The organism is Alicycliphilus sp. T452 (assembly GCF_054512775.1).
The window spans coordinates 12929-27288 of record NZ_JBTNEH010000009.1; the positions used below are offsets into that span (position 1 = coordinate 12929).

Below are 14360 nucleotides of genomic sequence, written 5' to 3' on the forward strand. Positions count from 1 at the left end.
GCGGACAAAAAACAAGAGCCGCCCCAGGGGGCGGCTCTCGTCGGAAGCGCCTGGGCGCGCGGGCGTCAGGCGGTTTCGCCGTAGACCGACACGGTCACTTCGACGACCACGTCCGTGTGCAGCGCCACCGTGATGGTGTTGTCGCCCACGGTCTTGATCGGGCCGTTGGGCAGGCGGATCTGCGACTTCACCAGGTCGTAGCCTTGCTTGTTCAGCTCTTCGGCGATGTCGCCGTTGGTGACGGAGCCAAACAGGCGGCCGTCCACGCCGGCCTTCTGCGTCAGCTTGACGGCGGAGCCGGCCAGCTTCTCGCCTTGCGCCTGGGCGGCGGCCAGCTTCTCGGCGGCGGCCTTCTCCAGTTCGGCACGGCGGGCTTCGAACTCGGCCTTGGCGGCCTCGGTGGCGCGGCGGGCGCGGCCGGTGGGAATCAGGAAGTTGCGGGCGTAACCGTCCTTGACCTTGACGATTTCGCCGAGGCTGCCGAGGTTGACGACCTTGTCGAGCAGGATGACTTGCATGGGAATCGTGCTCCTTAGATCTTGTGCTGGTCGCTGTAGGGCACCAGGGCCAGGAAGCGGGCGCGCTTGATGGCGGTGTTGAGCTGGCGCTGGTAGATGGCGCGCGTGCCGGTCAGGCGCGCGGGGATGATCTTGCCGTTCTCGGCGATGAAGTCACGCAGCGTGTCCACATCCTTGTAGTCGATTTCCTCGACGCCGGCGACGGTGAAGCGGCAGAAGCGCTTGCGTTTGAACAGCAGCGACTGGGTGTTGCGCTTCGGACGCTTGTCCTTGTTGAATTTCTTGAACGTGGCCATTTTCGAGCCTCTTGAAAGTTAATCTTGTTGAATATCCTGGATGTGGAACACCAGACCCTTGCCGCCCCGCCCCGTGGCCAGGAACCCCCGGAATGTCCAGAGGCTTCCCAGCGCCTGCCGGGCCAGCCGCTCGGCCAGACTGCCGAAGGCGACCGCCTTGACGCTGGCCTTGACCTGGCGCCCGGCGCCTGCCTCGTGCTGCAGCGACTCGTGCTCGAGCCGCAAATCCAGCGCCGGCAGGCCGGCAGGCGTGTAGCGCAGGGGCTGAGCCTCGGCGATACAGGCCGTCAGGGCACAGTGGTTGTTCACACCTCCTGGGATGGCCGGTCTATCAGCGCTCGGTGGCGGCGAACTCGGCCTGGCTGGCCTTGCGGGCTTCTTCGCGCTCGACAGTCTTCATCATGGAAGACGGGCCGGTCTCGGCCTTCTTCTTCTGCACGGTCAGGTGGCGCAGCACGGCGTCGTTGAACTTGAAGGCGTGCTCCAGCTCGGCCATCACGGCCTGGTCGGCCTCGATGTTCAGGCACAGGTAGTGGGCCTTGGCGAGCTTGTTGATCAGGTAGGCCAGCTGGCGGCGGCCCCAGTCTTCCACGCGGTGCACCTGGCCACCGCCGGCGGTGATCATGCCCTTGTAGCGCTCCAGCATGGCCGGAACCTGCTCGCTTTGATCCGGATGGATCAACAAAATGATTTCGTAGTGACGCATGCAAACTCCTTTTGGATGACACCACCCGCCGCGTCGTGTAGCAGTGTGGCAAGGCAAAGCCGGGCATTATAGCGCTCCCCTGCGAAGCTTGTACACTGCGGCCCGGCGCGCCACCGACCCAGATCATGCCGATGGCGGCAAACGGCGGCGCGGGCCGCGTCCTTGCTTGAAATTTCCCGGCCCGCACCCATGTGCCGCGGATAAGCACTCCACAGTTCCAATCCAACCGTAGCCGACATGTCCGACACCCAGAACCAGAACCCCGCACCCACCCCCGAAGAGGTCGAAGCCGCGCTGGCGGCGAATGCGGCCGACGAGCTGGCCCGCCTGCAGGCCGAGCTCGCCGAGCTCAAGGCCAAGAGCGCCGATCTGGCCGACCAGTTCCTGCGCGCCAAGGCCGAGGCCGAGAACGCCCGCCGCCGCGCCGAGGAAGAAGTCTCCAAGGCGCGCAAGTTCGGCATCGAGAGCTTTGCCGAGAGCCTGCTGCCCGTGTGCGACAGCCTGGACGCCGCCCTGTCCATCGAGAGCGCAACGGCCGAACAGCTGCGCGAGGGCTCGGATGCCACGCTGCGCCAGCTGGTCGGTGCGCTGGAGCGCAACAAGGTGGTGGTCATCAACCCGGCCAGCGGCGCCAGGTTCGACCCCCACCAGCACCAGGCGATCAGCATGGTGCCGGCCGATCAGGAGGCCAACACCATCGTCAGCGTGCTGCAAAAGGGCTACCTGATCGCCGACCGGGTGCTGCGCCCGGCCCTGGTGACTGTCACTGCGCCCAAATAAAAAACATCGCGCCCGCTTGAATAAGGGCGGCGTATCCACAAGTTACTGGCTATCCAGACATTTCAGACATCACGGAGAAAAACATGGGAAAGATCATCGGCATCGACCTGGGCACCACCAACAGCTGCGTGTCCATCATGGAAGGCAACACCACGCGTGTGATCGAGAACAGCGAGGGCGCGCGCACCACGCCCTCCATCATTGCCTACCAGGAAGACGGTGAGATCCTCGTCGGCGCCTCCGCCAAGCGCCAGGCCGTCACCAACCCCAAGAACACCATCTACGCCGCCAAGCGCCTGATCGGCCGCAAGTTCGAGGAAAAGGAAGTGCAGAAGGACATCGACCTGATGCCCTTCGAGATCGTCAAGGCCGACAACGGCGACGCCTGGGTGCAGGTGCGCGGCCAGAAGCTGGCCCCCCCGCAGATCAGCGCCGAAGTGCTGCGCAAGATGAAGAAGACCGCCGAGGACTACCTGGGCGAACCCGTGACCGAGGCCGTGATCACCGTGCCGGCCTACTTCAACGACAGCCAGCGCCAGGCCACCAAGGACGCCGGCCGCATCGCGGGCCTGGACGTCAAGCGCATCATCAACGAACCCACCGCAGCCGCGCTGGCCTTCGGCCTGGACAAGCAGGACAAGGCCGACCGCAAGATCGCCGTCTATGACCTGGGCGGCGGCACGTTCGACGTGTCCATCATCGAGATCGCCGACGTGGACGGTGAAAAGCAGTTCGAGGTGCTGGCCACCAACGGCGACACGTTCCTGGGCGGCGAGGACTTCGACCAACGCATCATCGACTACATCATCGGCGAGTTCAAGAAGGAACAGGGCGTGGACCTGTCCAAGGACGTGCTGGCCCTGCAGCGCCTCAAGGAAGCCGCCGAGAAGGCCAAGATCGAGCTGTCGAACTCCGCGCAGACCGACATCAACCTGCCCTACATCACGGCCGATGCCTCGGGCCCGAAGCACCTGAACATCAAGCTCACGCGCGCCAAGCTGGAGTCCTTGGTCGATGACCTGATCGAGCGCACCATCGCGCCCTGCCGCACGGCCATCAAGGATGCCGGCATCGGCGTGTCCGACATCAACGACGTGATCCTGGTCGGCGGCATGACGCGCATGCCCAAGGTGCAGGACAAGGTCAAGGAGTTCTTCGGCAAGGAGCCGCGCAAGGACGTGAACCCCGACGAGGCCGTGGCCGTGGGCGCGGCCATCCAGGGCCAGGTGCTCAGCGGCGACCGCAAGGACGTGCTGCTGCTGGACGTGACGCCGCTGTCGCTGGGCATCGAGACCCTGGGCGGCGTGATGACCAAGATGATCACCAAGAACACCACGATCCCGACGAAGTTCGCGCAGACCTTCTCCACGGCCGAGGACAACCAGCCCGCCGTGACGATCAAGGTGTTCCAGGGCGAGCGCGAGATCGCCAGCGCCAACAAGCTGCTGGGCGAGTTCAACCTGGAGGGCATCCCGCCCGCATCGCGCGGCACGCCGCAGATCGAGGTGAGCTTCGATATCGACGCCAACGGCATCCTGCACGTGGGCGCCAAGGACAAGGGCACGGGCAAGGAAAACAAGATCACCATCAAGGCCAACTCGGGCCTGTCCGAGGAGGAGATCCAGAAGATGGTGAAGGACGCCGAGCTCAACGCCGCCGAGGACCACAAGAAGCTGGAACTGGTACAGGCGCGCAACCAGGGCGAGGCCGCAGTGCACACCGTGCACAAGAGCCTGGCCGAGCACGGCGACAAGCTCGACGCCGGCGAGAAGGAGAAGATCGAAGCCGCGGTGAAGGACCTGGAAGCCGCCCTCAAGGGCGAGGACAAGGCCGCCATCGAGGAAAAGACCACGGCCCTGATGACCGCCAGCCAGAAGCTCGGTGAGAAGATGTACGCCGATGCCCAGGCGGCCCAGGGTGCGGGCGCCGATGCCGCGGCCGCACAGGCCTCGGCGGGCGCCTCCGCCGGCGCCGCCGCGCAGGACGACAACGTGGTGGACGCCGAGGTCAAGGAAGTCAAGAAGGGCTGACCCGCGCCAACGCAGCATTGCCCGCCCAACCGCCGCGCCGGACCCCAGCATATCGGGGCTCGCGCGGCGTTCCTGCTCCAACCGGCCTGAAGAACCCCCATGTCCAAGAGAGATTTTTACGAGGTCCTCGGCGTTCCCAAGAACGCCTCGGACGACGAGCTCAAGAAAGCCTATCGCAAGCTCGCCATGAAGTACCACCCTGACCGCAACCAGGGTGACGCCGCCAAGCCCGCCGAGGAAAAGTTCAAGGAGGTCAAGGAAGCCTACGAGATCCTGTCCGACGCGCAAAAACGCGCCGCCTACGACCAGTACGGACACGCCGGCGTGGATCCCAACATGCGCGGCGGCATGGGCGGCGCCGAAGGCTTTGGCGGCTTTGCCGAGGCCTTCGGGGACATCTTCGGCGACATGTTCGGCGGCAGCCGCGGGGGGCGCGGCGGGCGCCAGGTCTACCGCGGCAACGACCTGTCCTACGCCATGGACGTCACGCTGGAGGAGGCCGCCAAGGGCAAGGAGGCGCAGATCCGCATCCCGAGCTGGGAGTCCTGCGACACCTGCCATGGCAGCGGCGCCAAGCCCGGCACCAGCGCCAAGACCTGCGGCACCTGCAACGGGGCGGGCGCGGTGCAGATGCGCCAGGGCTTCTTCAGCGTGCAGCAGACCTGCCCCCACTGCCGCGGCACGGGCAAGATCATTCCCGAGCCCTGCACCGCCTGCCACGGCCAGGGCAAGATCAAGAAGCAGAAGACGCTGGAGGTGAAGATCCCCGCCGGCATCGACGACGGCATGCGCATCCGCTCCTCCGGCAACGGCGAACCGGGCACCAACGGCGGCCCGCCGGGCGACCTGTACATAGAGATCCGCGTGCGAAAGCACGACATCTTCGAACGCGATGGCGACGACCTGCATTGCCAGGTGCCGGTGAGCTTCATCACCGCGGCGCTGGGCGGCGAGATCGAGGTGCCCACGCTCGCGGGCAAGGCGGCCATCGACATCCCCGAGGGCACGCAGGCGGGCAAGCAGTTCCGCCTGCGCGGCAAGGGCATCAAGGGGGTGCGTGCGAGCTACCCCGGCGACCTGTACTGCCACATCGTGGTGGAGACGCCGGTCAAGCTCACCGAGCACCAGCGCAAGCTCCTGCGCGAACTCGACGAGTCGCTGAAGAAAGGCGGGGGCAAGCACTCGCCCTCGACCGAGAGCTGGACCGACAGGCTCAAGAGTTTCTTCAGCTGACGGCCACCCGGCAAGCGCAGAAACGGCACGCATGGCGTGCCGTTTTTCTTGGAGGTGCTACCGGCGCCCCTCCCCCAGACTCCGAGGGCAATTTGTCGAAAATTTTTACATCACGTATCAATCGATTGGCACGGCCCATTGATTTTCAAAGCCTTTTTTATTTGGCATGAAAAATGCTTTTTGATACACGTCTGTAATTTCGACCCAATCCAACCATGAAAACCATTGCCGCCCTCGTACTCGCCCTGGCCTCGGTTGGCGCCCAGGCCGATGTGGTGATCACCAATACCTTCAACGGCACCGGCATTCAGCCCCTGGGCGAGCCGGACACCACCACCTATGGCGAGGTTTTCACCACGCCCGATGCCATCAACACGGTGCTCGACAGTTTCAGCCTGATCTTGCAGTCCCTGAATGCAAGTACCAGCCAGCTGTATGCCGGCGTGGCCACCTGGGTCAATGGCGGGGCGGGCACGTCGGTGTTCACCTCTTCCGTCTTCAGTGGCAATTTCACGGACTGGACCGAAGTCGTCATCGGCACCGGCGGCCTCTCGCTCACGCCCGGCCAGCAATACGTGGCCTACTTCAGCGCCTCGGGCCTGTTCGATGGCTCCAACGCCCTGGTGCAGGTGGGTCTGAGCGACGACGCCAACACCTTTGGCATGTCCTGGGACAACGCCAATGGCGGCAGTCCCCTGCATTCCAACTGGAATGGTTGCCAGGCATGCTCCTACCAACTGGCCGGAACCATGGAATTCAGCAGCCCGGGCAATCAGGTGCCCGAGCCAGGCAGCATGGCATTGCTGGGCCTGGGGCTGCTCGGCGCTGCCGCAGCCCGGCGCCGCAGCCCCTCGCAGCCGCGCGTGCCCGAGCTGGCCTGACCCCCAGGCATCGCAGCAGTCATCCCGCATCCGCTGCCGATGCAGGGGGCGCCAAGAGCCCTCACACCCAAGCGCACTCGCAGGTGAAATGCCGCAGGAACTTGGGCTGCCTGGTGATCCTCACGCCGCGGATGCCCGCGGCCTTGGCCTTGACCTCGGCGATCACCTCGGCCGCGTAGTCGAAGTGGCTTTGCGTGTACATGCGGCGCGGGAAGGCCAGGCGCACCAGTTCCATGCTGTGGTAGGTTTCGGTGCCGTCCTCCAGGCGCTTGCCGAACATCACCGAGCCGATCTCCACGCCGCGGATGCCGCCCTCCAGGTAGAGCGCGTTGCACAGCGCCCAGGCCGGGTAGTGCTGCACGGGCATGTCGGGCAGCACGGTGCGCGCGTCGATGTAGACGGCATGGCCCCCGGTGGGCTTGACGAAGCCGACCCCGGCCGCCTCCAGGCGCTCGCCCAGGTATTCGGCGGTGCGCAGGCGGTAGCGCAGGTAGTCCTCCTGCAGCCCTTCCTCCAGCCCCACGGCCAGCGCCTCCAGGTCGCGTCCGGCCATGCCGCCGTAGGTGGGAAAGCCCTCCATCATGATCAGGTCGTTCCTGACCTCGTCCAGCCATTCGTCGCTGCGCAGGACGATGAAGCCGCCGATGTTGACCATGCCGTCCTTCTTGGCGCTCATGGTCGCGCCGTCGGCGTAGGAGAACATCTCGCGGGCGATCTCGCGCACGGGGGTGTTCTCGTAGCCACGCTCGCGCATCTTGATGAACATGGCGTTCTCGGCGAAGCGGCACACGTCCATGACGAAGGGCTTGCCGTATTGCTTCAGCAAGGCGCTGTAGGCGCGGATGTTGGCCATGGACACGGGCTGGCCGCCGCCCGTGTTGTTGGTCACCGTGAGCATGCCGAAGGGAATGCGGCCGCCCTCCTTCTTCAGCAGTGCCTCGGCGCGGTCCAGGTCGATGTTGCCCTTGAACGGGTGGATCGCCGCGGGCTGCAGCCCCTCGGCGATGACCAGGTCCACGGCCTCCACGCCCATGTATTCGAGGTTGCCGCGCGTGGTGTCGAAGTGGCAGTTGTTGGGCACCAGGTCGCCCTTCCTGCACACCGCCGTGAACAGCACCTTCTCGGCCGCGCGGCCCTGGTGCGTGGGCACGAAGTGCGCCATGCCGGTGATGTCCTGGATCACCTTTTCGAGACGGAAGAAGCTGCGCGCGCCGGCGTAGCTCTCGTCGCCCTCCATGATGGCGCCCCACTGGCGCGCGGACATGGCGCCCGTGCCCGAGTCGGTGAGCCAGTCGATGAGCACGTCCTCGGCGCGCAGCTTGAAGACGTTGAGCCTGGCCTCTTCGAGCAGGCGCTCGCGCTCGGCGCGCGTGGTCATGCGGATGGGTTCGACGCTCTTGATGCGAAACGGCTCGATGAGGGTCTTGGGCATGGTCTGTCGCTCCAGATACGTGTGGTGGATGCGCGAAGGTAGACCCGCCCCCAAAACCATGGTGTCGGTCTTTTCCAACATTGGCGGAAAAAACCCGCCGCCGCTGCAACATGCGCCCGAGCCCATTTCCTATCGAAGGCATCGGCAATACGCCGCCTGCCCTTGACAAAAATCAGCTTGTGGTCTTTTGCATCGTCCTATGGTGTGCGGCCTGCGGGGAAACGCCCGCACCAGAACAGCACCGGAACCCGCCGTGAACGCCCTTGCCAGCCCCTCCTCAGCCAGCACCATCGATACGGCCGCCAGCGCCGCCCCTGCCGCCCCCGAACTGGTCTGCCCCGCCGGCAGCCTGCCCGCGCTCAAGGCGGCCATCGACGGCGGCGCCGACTGCGTCTACCTGGGCCTGCGCGACGCGACCAACGCGCGCAACTTCGCCGGCCTGAACTTCGACGAGGCCGCCATCCAGAACGGCATCGCCTATGCCCACGGCCGCGGCCGCAAGGTGCTGATGGCGCTCAACACCTACCCGCAGGCGACCAACCCCGCGCCCTGGCGTTCCGCGCTCGACCGGGCCAGCGCCTGGGGCGTGGACGCCATCATCCTGGCCGACCCGGGCCTGATGCGCTACGCCAGCGAGCGGCACCCCGACCTGCGCCTGCACCTGTCGGTGCAGGGCTCGGCCACCAACCACGACGCCATCAACCTGTACCACGCGCAGTTCAACATCCAGCGCGCCGTGCTGCCGCGCGTGCTGTCGCTGGAGCAGGTCAAGCAAGTAACGCAGCGCACCAGCGTGGAGATCGAGGTCTTCGGCTTCGGCAGCCTGTGCGTGATGGTGGAGGGGCGCTGCGCGCTCTCGTCCTACGCCACGGGCGAATCGCCCAACACGCACGGCGTGTGCTCGCCGGCCAAGTTCGTGCGCTGGCAGGAAACGCCCCAGGGGCTTCAGGCGCGCCTGAACGGCGTGCTCATCGACCGCTACGGCCAGGGCGAGAACGCCGGCTACCCCACGCTGTGCAAGGGGCGCTTCGACGTGGAGGGCGAGAGCAACTACTACGCGCTGGAGGAGCCCACCAGCCTGAACACGCTGGAGCTGCTGCCCCAGCTGGTCAAGATGGGCGTGCGCGCCTTCAAGATCGAGGGCCGCCAGAGGAGCCCCGCCTACGTGGCCCAGGTCACCAAGGTCTGGCGCGAGGCCATAGACCACTGCATGGCGCAGGGCCACCTGTACGCACCCAAGACCGCCTGGATGGCCAGCCTGGACCAGGTGGCCGAAGGCCAGCAGCACACGCTGGGCGCCTACCACCGCCCCTGGAAGTGATGGACACGATGGATAAGCCGATGATGAAGCTGGCCCTGGGCCCCGTGCAGTACTACTGGCCGCGCGAGACCGTTTTCGAGTTCTACCAAGCCATGGCCGAGACCCCGGTGGACATCGTCTACCTGGGCGAAGCCGTGTGCTCGCGCCGCCACGAGCTGCGGAGAAGCGACTGGATGGACATCGCGCGCATGCTGCAGGGTGCCGGCAAGGAGGCCGTCATGTCCACCATGGTGCTGCTGGAATCGACCAGCGATGTGGCCGACATGCACAAGATCGCGCGCGACGAGGAATTCCTCGTCGAGGCGGGCGACATGGGCGCCGTGCACAACCTGGCGGGCAAGCGGCCCTTCGTCGCCGGCCCGCAGCTCAACATCTTCAACGCCGACACCCTGGCCTGGATGGCCGGCCTGGGCGCGCGCCGCTGGGTCATGCCGCTGGAGATGCGCCAGAGCGACCTGGCCGCGCTGCTCAAGGACAAGCCCGCCGGCCTGGAAACGGAGGTGTTCGCCTACGGCCGCATGCCGCTCGCGTTCTCGGCGCGCTGCTTCACGGCGCGCCACTACAACCTGCCCAAGGACGACTGCGGCTTCCGCTGCATCGAGCACCCGGACGGCCAGCTGCTGCAGACGCGCGAGAAAGAGCCCTTCCTGGTCATCAACGGCATCCAGACCCAGTCGGCGCGCGTGCACAATCTGGTGGGCGACATACCCGCGCTGCGCGCGGCCGGAGCAGACATCCTGCGCCTGTCCCCGCAGTCGCAGCACATGGACAAGATCATCGCCGCCTTCGACGCCGCACGCCGCGCCGAGCGGCCGGACCCCGCCGCGCTCGCCAACATGCGCCCCTTCATGCCCGAGGCGTCCTGCAACGGCTACTGGCACGGCAAGCCGGGCCTGGACCTGATCACGCCGGCGCCGGCCATCGCCTGAACCACGAGGAACACACGCCATGAACGCGACCCCGCCCGCCCCCTTCACCCTGCCGCGCCCCGTGGGCGCCGTGCTCGCGCGCCTGCCGGCCTACCCGGGCTCCATGCTCCTGGTGGCGGCCATCAACTTCGCGCTGGCCAGGCAGCTGCCGCAGGACGTCAAGGACATCCTGCAGGGCAAACGCCTGGCCATCCGCGTGCGCGACGCGCGCCTGGGCTTCGACTTCGGTTGGAACGGCCAGCGCTTCGCACCCAGCGCGCCGCAGGCCAACCCCGACCTGGCCATCAGCGCCAACGCGCAGGACTTCCTGCTGCTGGCGCAGCGCCGCCAGGACCCGGACACGCTGTTCTTCAACCGCCGCCTGGTCATGGAGGGCGACACCGAGCTGGGCCTGGTGGTCAAGAACGCGCTCGACGCGCTGGAGCTGCCCGTGCTCGCCCCCAGCCACTGGAGCCCGCGCGCGGTCCTGGAGCGCAAGGCCCCGCACCTGCTGCGCCAGCTGCCGCCCCTGCCCTCGTTCCTGAAGCCCCGGCCATGAGCGCATCCACCACCGACCCTGCCCCGCAGGAAGACCAGCCCCTGGTCTACTCCTGCTCCGGCTGCTCCAGCGCCGCGCAGCTGGCCAACCACATCGCCGTGCAGATGGACCGGCGCGGCATGGCCGAGATGTCGTGCATCGCCGGGGTCGGCGGCGACGTGCCCAAGCTGGTCAGGCTCGCCATGAGCGGCCGCCCCATCATCGCGCTCGACGGCTGCCCCCTGGTGTGCGTCAGGAGCAGCCTGGCGCGACACCGCATCGCCCCCGCGCGCCACTACCAGCTGCATGAATACGGCGTGAAGAAACGCAACCACCAGGACTTCGACGCCGCCCAGGCGGCCGAGGTGCTGGGCCGCATCGAGGCCGACCTGCGCGACCACCCCTTGCGCGGGGGCCGCGCATGAGCCCCCCGAAACGCATCGTCGTCGGCATCTCCGGCGCCAGCGGCGCCGTCTATGGCGCGCGCCTGCTGCAGGCGCTGCAGGGCATGGAGGGCGTGGAGTCGCACCTGGTCGTGTCGCACGCGGGCTGGCTCAACCTGCGCCACGAGCTGGACATGGAGCGTGCCGAGGTCGAGGCCCTGGCCGACCACGTGCACGACCTGGCCGACGTGGGCGCCAGCATCGCCAGCGGCTCCTTCGCCGCGCACGGCATGGTGGTGGCGCCCTGCTCCATGCGCACGCTGGCGGCCATCGCCCATGGCCTGGCCGACAACCTGCTGACCCGCGCCGCCGACGTGGTGCTCAAGGAGCGCCGCCGCCTGGTGCTGCTCACGCGCGAATCGCCCCTGCACCTGGTGCATCTGCGCAACATGGCCACCGTGACCGAGCTGGGCGCAATCTGCTGCCCGCCCATGCCCGCCTTCTACCAGCGCCCCACCACCATCGGCGAGATCGTGGACCACAGCGTGGCCCGCGCGCTGGATCTGCTGGGCCTGGACAACGACCTGGCGCCGCGCTGGCAGGGCCTGCCCAAGAACTCCTGATTTGATAGCTTCCAGCGCTTTATGGACAAGCGCTGGAGCAAGATTTGGCTTGAAAATGCACTACCGTGACCTGCGCGACTTCCTGGCCCAGCTGGAGGCCGCAGGCGAGCTGCGCCGCATCGCCGCCCCGGTCTCGCCGCACCTGGAGATGACGGCGCTCAGCGACCGCGTGCTGCGCGCCGGCGGTCCGGCGCTGCTGTTCGAGAACCCCGCGGGCCACTCGCTGCCGGTGCTGGCCAACCTGTTCGGCACGCCCGCGCGCGTAGCGCGCGCGCTGGGCGTGGCGGGCCTGGCCGAGATACGCGCCTTCGGCGAGGTGCTGGCCCAGCTCAAGGAGCCCGAGCCGCCGCGCGGCATGAAGGACCTGTGGGGCCGGCGCGACCTCGTCAAGACCCTGTGGAGCATGGCGCCGTCCACCGTGCGCCGCCCGCCCTGCCAGCAGATCGTCTGGGAGGGCGCCGACGTGGACCTGGGCCGGCTGCCCATCCAGCACTGCTGGCCCGGCGACGTGGCGCCGCTCGTCACCTGGGGCCTGACCATCACGCGCGGCCCGCACAAGGCGCGGCAGAACCTGGGTATCTACCGCCAGCAGCTGCTGTCGAAGAACGAACTCATCATGCGCTGGCTGGCGCACCGCGGCGGCGCGCTCGATTTTGCCGAGCATTGCCGCCAGAACCCCGGCAAGCCCTACCCCGTGGCGGTGGCCATAGGGGCCGACCCGGCGACCATCCTGGGCGCCGTCACGCCCGTGCCCGACACCCTGTCGGAATACCAGTTCGCGGGCCTGCTGCGCGGCGCGCGCACCGAGGTGGCGCCGGCCATCGGCGTGCCCCTCTCGGTGCCGGCCCAGGCCGAGATCGTGCTCGAAGGCCACATCCACCCCGACGCCGGCCACCCGAGCGGCTGGCGCCACGCGCTGGAGGGCCCCTACGGCGACCACACCGGCTACTACAACGAATGCGCCGAGTTCCCCGTGTTCACCGTGGAGCGCATCACGCTGCGCGAGGACGCGATCTACCACAGCACCTACACCGGCAAGCCGCCGGACGAGCCCGCCATGCTGGGCCTGGCGCTCAACGAACTGTTCGTGCCGCTGCTGCAGCGCGCCTTCCCCGAGATCGTGGACTTCTACCTGCCGCCCGAGGCCTGCAGCTACCGGCTGGCCGTGGTGCGCATCAGGAAGGCCTACGCCGGCCACGCACGGCGCGTGATGATGGGCGTGTGGAGCCACCTGCGCCAGTTCCTCTACACCAAGTTCATCGTGGTCGTCGACGACGACATCGACGCGCGCGACTGGAAGGAGGTCATCTGGGCCATGACCACGCGCATGGACCCGGTGCGCGACACGATGCTCATCGAGAACACCCCCATCGACTACCTGGACTTCGCCTCGCCCGTGGCCGGCCTGGGCGGCAAGATGGGCCTGGACGCCACGAACAAATGGCCCGGCGAGACCCAGCGCGAATGGGGCCGCCCCATGGCCATGGATGCGGACGTGCGCCAGCGCATGGACGCGCTGGCCGACGACCTGGGCCTTTGACGGCATGGAGAAACTGCAATGACCACGACCCCACCGCAATGGGACCCGCAGGCCCCCGAGGTCCAGCGCGACCAGCGCGCCGCCTACGACCGGCTGCGCGAACGCTGTCCCCTGGCCCACAGCGAATCGCAGCACTGGTCCGTGCTGCGCCACGCCGAGGTCATGCGGGTGCTGGATGACCACGCCACCTTCAGCAGCGCCGTGTCGGCGCACCCGGCCGTGCCCAACGGCTACGACCAGCCCGAGCACACGGCCTACCGCCGCGCGCTCGACCCCTTCTTCGCGCCCGAGCGGATGGCGCGCTTCGAGCCCGTGTGCCGCGCCCTCTCCAGCACCACCGTGCAGGAGGCCCTGGCCCTGGGCGGCGAGCTGGAGATCACCCAGGAATTCGCCCTGCCCTTCGCCGTGCGCGTGCAGTCTGCCTTCCTGGGCTGGCCCACGCTGCTGCAGGACGAGCTGCTCGGCTGGCTGCGCCGCAGCCACGCCGCCACGCGCTCGGGCGACCGCGCCCAGACGTCGGCCGTGGCCCAGGAGTTCGAGGACCTGGTCGAGCGCGTGCGCCAGGCGCGGCGCGACGCGCCCCCCACGCAGGACGTCAGCAGCGAGCTGATGCACACCCGCGTCGATGACCGCCTGCTGGACCTGCGCGAGCTCGCCAGCGTGCTGCGCAACTGGACGGTGGGCGAGGTGGGCACCATCGCCGCCTCCATCGGCATCCTCATGCACTGGCTGGCCAGCCATCCCGACTGGCAGCAGCGCCTGCGCGAACAGCCCGCGCTGCTGCCCACGGCCATCGACGAGGTGCTGCGCATCGACGGCCCGCTGGTGTCCAACCGCCGCATCACCACCCGGGCCACCGAGCTGGGCGGATGCCCGCTGCCGGCCGGCAGCCGCCTGTCGGTCAACTGGATCGCCGCCAACCGCGACCCGCGCGTGTTCGGCGACCCCGACGAGTTCCGCATGGACCGCGACCCAGGGCTCAACCTGCTGTACGGCGCGGGCATCCACGTCTGCCCGGGCGCCCCGCTGGCGCGGCTGGAGCTGCGCGTGCTGATGCAGGAGCTGCTCGCGCGCACCACCCGCATCGCCCTGGCCGCTGGCCATGCGCCGACGCGGGCCGTCCACCCCGACGCCGGCTACGCCACGCTGCGGATGCGGCTGGGTTAACTGT

At 67.8% G+C, this 14360-nt stretch carries 16 protein-coding genes; 11 read left to right on the plus strand and 5 right to left on the minus strand.

Annotation, left to right across the window (positions count from 1 at the left end; genetic code table 11):
• Nucleotides 1-65: 65 nt before the first annotated feature.
• From rplI to rpsF, 4 genes are read right to left on the minus strand one after another with little or no spacing between them, the layout of a single operon-like run.
• On the minus strand, nt 66-518 hold the full coding sequence (gene rplI, locus ACX12L_RS09920; RefSeq protein ID WP_459262385.1) for a 50S ribosomal protein L9: 453 nt from the start codon (nt 516-518) through the stop codon (nt 66-68).
• A gap of 14 nt (nt 519-532) precedes the next feature.
• Nucleotides 533-814 carry a 30S ribosomal protein S18 gene (gene rpsR / locus ACX12L_RS09925; protein WP_011794373.1) on the minus strand — a complete coding sequence of 94 codons (282 nt, stop codon included), beginning with the start codon at nt 812-814 and terminating at the stop codon, nt 533-535.
• Nucleotides 815-832: 18 nt separating this feature from the next.
• Nucleotides 833-1123, minus strand: a complete 291-nt coding sequence (gene priB / locus ACX12L_RS09930) for a primosomal replication protein N (protein ID WP_459262386.1) — start codon at nt 1121-1123, stop codon at nt 833-835.
• Between the two features lie 22 nt (nt 1124-1145).
• On the minus strand, nt 1146-1520 hold the full coding sequence (rpsF, locus tag ACX12L_RS09935; RefSeq protein WP_013519928.1) for a 30S ribosomal protein S6: 375 nt from the start codon (nt 1518-1520) through the stop codon (nt 1146-1148).
• Between the two features lie 237 nt (nt 1521-1757).
• On the opposite strand from rpsF, the gene grpE reads away from it, so the two are divergent.
• From grpE to ACX12L_RS09955, 4 genes are all read left to right on the plus strand, one after another.
• Entirely contained in the window at nt 1758-2300 is a 543-nt protein-coding gene (gene grpE / locus ACX12L_RS09940) for a nucleotide exchange factor GrpE (RefSeq protein ID WP_459262387.1), read from the plus strand.
• Nucleotides 2301-2383: 83 nt separating this feature from the next.
• A complete protein-coding gene (dnaK, locus tag ACX12L_RS09945; protein ID WP_459262388.1) occupies nt 2384-4330 on the plus strand; it encodes a molecular chaperone DnaK in 1947 nt (648 codons plus the stop codon).
• A gap of 99 nt (nt 4331-4429) precedes the next feature.
• The gene (gene dnaJ / locus ACX12L_RS09950; RefSeq protein ID WP_459262389.1) at nt 4430-5563 is read left to right on the plus strand and encodes a molecular chaperone DnaJ; all 1134 of its coding nucleotides are present in this window, start codon (nt 4430-4432) and stop codon (nt 5561-5563) included.
• Between the two features lie 215 nt (nt 5564-5778).
• Nucleotides 5779-6444 carry a PEP-CTERM sorting domain-containing protein gene (locus ACX12L_RS09955; RefSeq protein ID WP_459262390.1) on the plus strand — a complete coding sequence of 222 codons (666 nt, stop codon included), beginning with the start codon at nt 5779-5781 and terminating at the stop codon, nt 6442-6444.
• 61 nt (nt 6445-6505) lie between these two features.
• Here ACX12L_RS09955 and ACX12L_RS09960 read toward each other — a convergent pair whose 3' ends face one another.
• Nucleotides 6506-7876, minus strand: coding sequence for a tryptophanase (locus ACX12L_RS09960; RefSeq protein WP_459262391.1), 1371 nt, complete (start codon nt 7874-7876; stop codon nt 6506-6508).
• Nucleotides 7877-8075: 199 nt separating this feature from the next.
• On the opposite strand from ACX12L_RS09960, the gene ubiU reads away from it, so the two are divergent.
• Genes ubiU through ACX12L_RS09995 form a run of 7 tightly spaced genes read left to right on the plus strand, consistent with a single transcriptional unit; the run spans nt 8076 to nt 14356 of the window.
• Nucleotides 8076-9197 carry a ubiquinone anaerobic biosynthesis protein UbiU gene (gene ubiU / locus ACX12L_RS09965; protein ID WP_459262392.1) on the plus strand — a complete coding sequence of 374 codons (1122 nt, stop codon included), beginning with the start codon at nt 8076-8078 and terminating at the stop codon, nt 9195-9197.
• Nucleotides 9198-9220: 23 nt separating this feature from the next.
• Nucleotides 9221-10126, plus strand: coding sequence for a U32 family peptidase (locus tag ACX12L_RS09970; RefSeq protein ID WP_459262525.1), 906 nt, complete (start codon nt 9221-9223; stop codon nt 10124-10126).
• 19 nt (nt 10127-10145) lie between these two features.
• Nucleotides 10146-10664, plus strand: a complete 519-nt coding sequence (gene ubiT, locus ACX12L_RS09975; protein ID WP_459262393.1) for a ubiquinone anaerobic biosynthesis accessory factor UbiT — start codon at nt 10146-10148, stop codon at nt 10662-10664.
• Entirely contained in the window at nt 10661-11068 is a 408-nt protein-coding gene (locus ACX12L_RS09980) for a putative zinc-binding protein (protein WP_459262394.1), read from the plus strand. Before ubiT ends, ACX12L_RS09980 begins: the two co-directional genes overlap by 4 nt.
• On the plus strand, nt 11065-11649 hold the full coding sequence (locus tag ACX12L_RS09985) for a UbiX family flavin prenyltransferase (RefSeq protein WP_459262395.1): 585 nt from the start codon (nt 11065-11067) through the stop codon (nt 11647-11649). The genes ACX12L_RS09980 and ACX12L_RS09985 overlap by 4 nt, the downstream gene beginning before the upstream one ends.
• A gap of 55 nt (nt 11650-11704) precedes the next feature.
• Nucleotides 11705-13189 (plus strand): 4-hydroxy-3-polyprenylbenzoate decarboxylase, encoded by a 1485-nt coding sequence (gene ubiD, locus ACX12L_RS09990; protein WP_459262396.1) that lies wholly within the window; start codon nt 11705-11707, stop codon nt 13187-13189.
• An 18-nt stretch (nt 13190-13207) separates the two neighbouring features.
• Nucleotides 13208-14356 (plus strand): cytochrome P450, encoded by a 1149-nt coding sequence (locus ACX12L_RS09995; protein WP_459262397.1) that lies wholly within the window; start codon nt 13208-13210, stop codon nt 14354-14356.
• The last annotated feature ends 4 nt before the right edge of the window (nt 14357-14360 follow it).

Excerpts from the sequence above, each read along its gene's own strand:
- ACX12L_RS09995 (WP_459262397.1), top strand. The coding sequence starts at position 13,208 with ATGACCACGACCCCACCGCAATGGGACCCGCAGGCCCCCGAGGTCCAG.
- ACX12L_RS09955 (WP_459262390.1), top strand. The coding sequence starts at position 5,779 with ATGAAAACCATTGCCGCCCTCGTACTCGCCCTGGCCTCGGTTGGCGCC.
- ACX12L_RS09985 (WP_459262395.1), top strand. The coding sequence starts at position 11,065 with ATGAGCCCCCCGAAACGCATCGTCGTCGGCATCTCCGGCGCCAGCGGC.
- dnaJ (WP_459262389.1), top strand. The coding sequence starts at position 4,430 with ATGTCCAAGAGAGATTTTTACGAGGTCCTCGGCGTTCCCAAGAACGCC.
- rpsF (WP_013519928.1), bottom strand. The coding sequence starts at position 1,520 with ATGCGTCACTACGAAATCATTTTGTTGATCCATCCGGATCAAAGCGAG.
- ACX12L_RS09960 (WP_459262391.1), bottom strand. The coding sequence starts at position 7,876 with ATGCCCAAGACCCTCATCGAGCCGTTTCGCATCAAGAGCGTCGAACCC.
- rplI (WP_459262385.1), bottom strand. The coding sequence starts at position 518 with ATGCAAGTCATCCTGCTCGACAAGGTCGTCAACCTCGGCAGCCTCGGC.
- ACX12L_RS09980 (WP_459262394.1), top strand. The coding sequence starts at position 10,661 with ATGAGCGCATCCACCACCGACCCTGCCCCGCAGGAAGACCAGCCCCTG.
- rpsR (WP_011794373.1), bottom strand. The coding sequence starts at position 814 with ATGGCCACGTTCAAGAAATTCAACAAGGACAAGCGTCCGAAGCGCAAC.
- ACX12L_RS09970 (WP_459262525.1), top strand. The coding sequence starts at position 9,221 with ATGAAGCTGGCCCTGGGCCCCGTGCAGTACTACTGGCCGCGCGAGACC.
- ubiD (WP_459262396.1), top strand. The coding sequence starts at position 11,705 with ATGCACTACCGTGACCTGCGCGACTTCCTGGCCCAGCTGGAGGCCGCA.
- ubiT (WP_459262393.1), top strand. The coding sequence starts at position 10,146 with ATGAACGCGACCCCGCCCGCCCCCTTCACCCTGCCGCGCCCCGTGGGC.
- dnaK (WP_459262388.1), top strand. The coding sequence starts at position 2,384 with ATGGGAAAGATCATCGGCATCGACCTGGGCACCACCAACAGCTGCGTG.
- grpE (WP_459262387.1), top strand. The coding sequence starts at position 1,758 with ATGTCCGACACCCAGAACCAGAACCCCGCACCCACCCCCGAAGAGGTC.
- ubiU (WP_459262392.1), top strand. The coding sequence starts at position 8,076 with ATGGTGTGCGGCCTGCGGGGAAACGCCCGCACCAGAACAGCACCGGAA.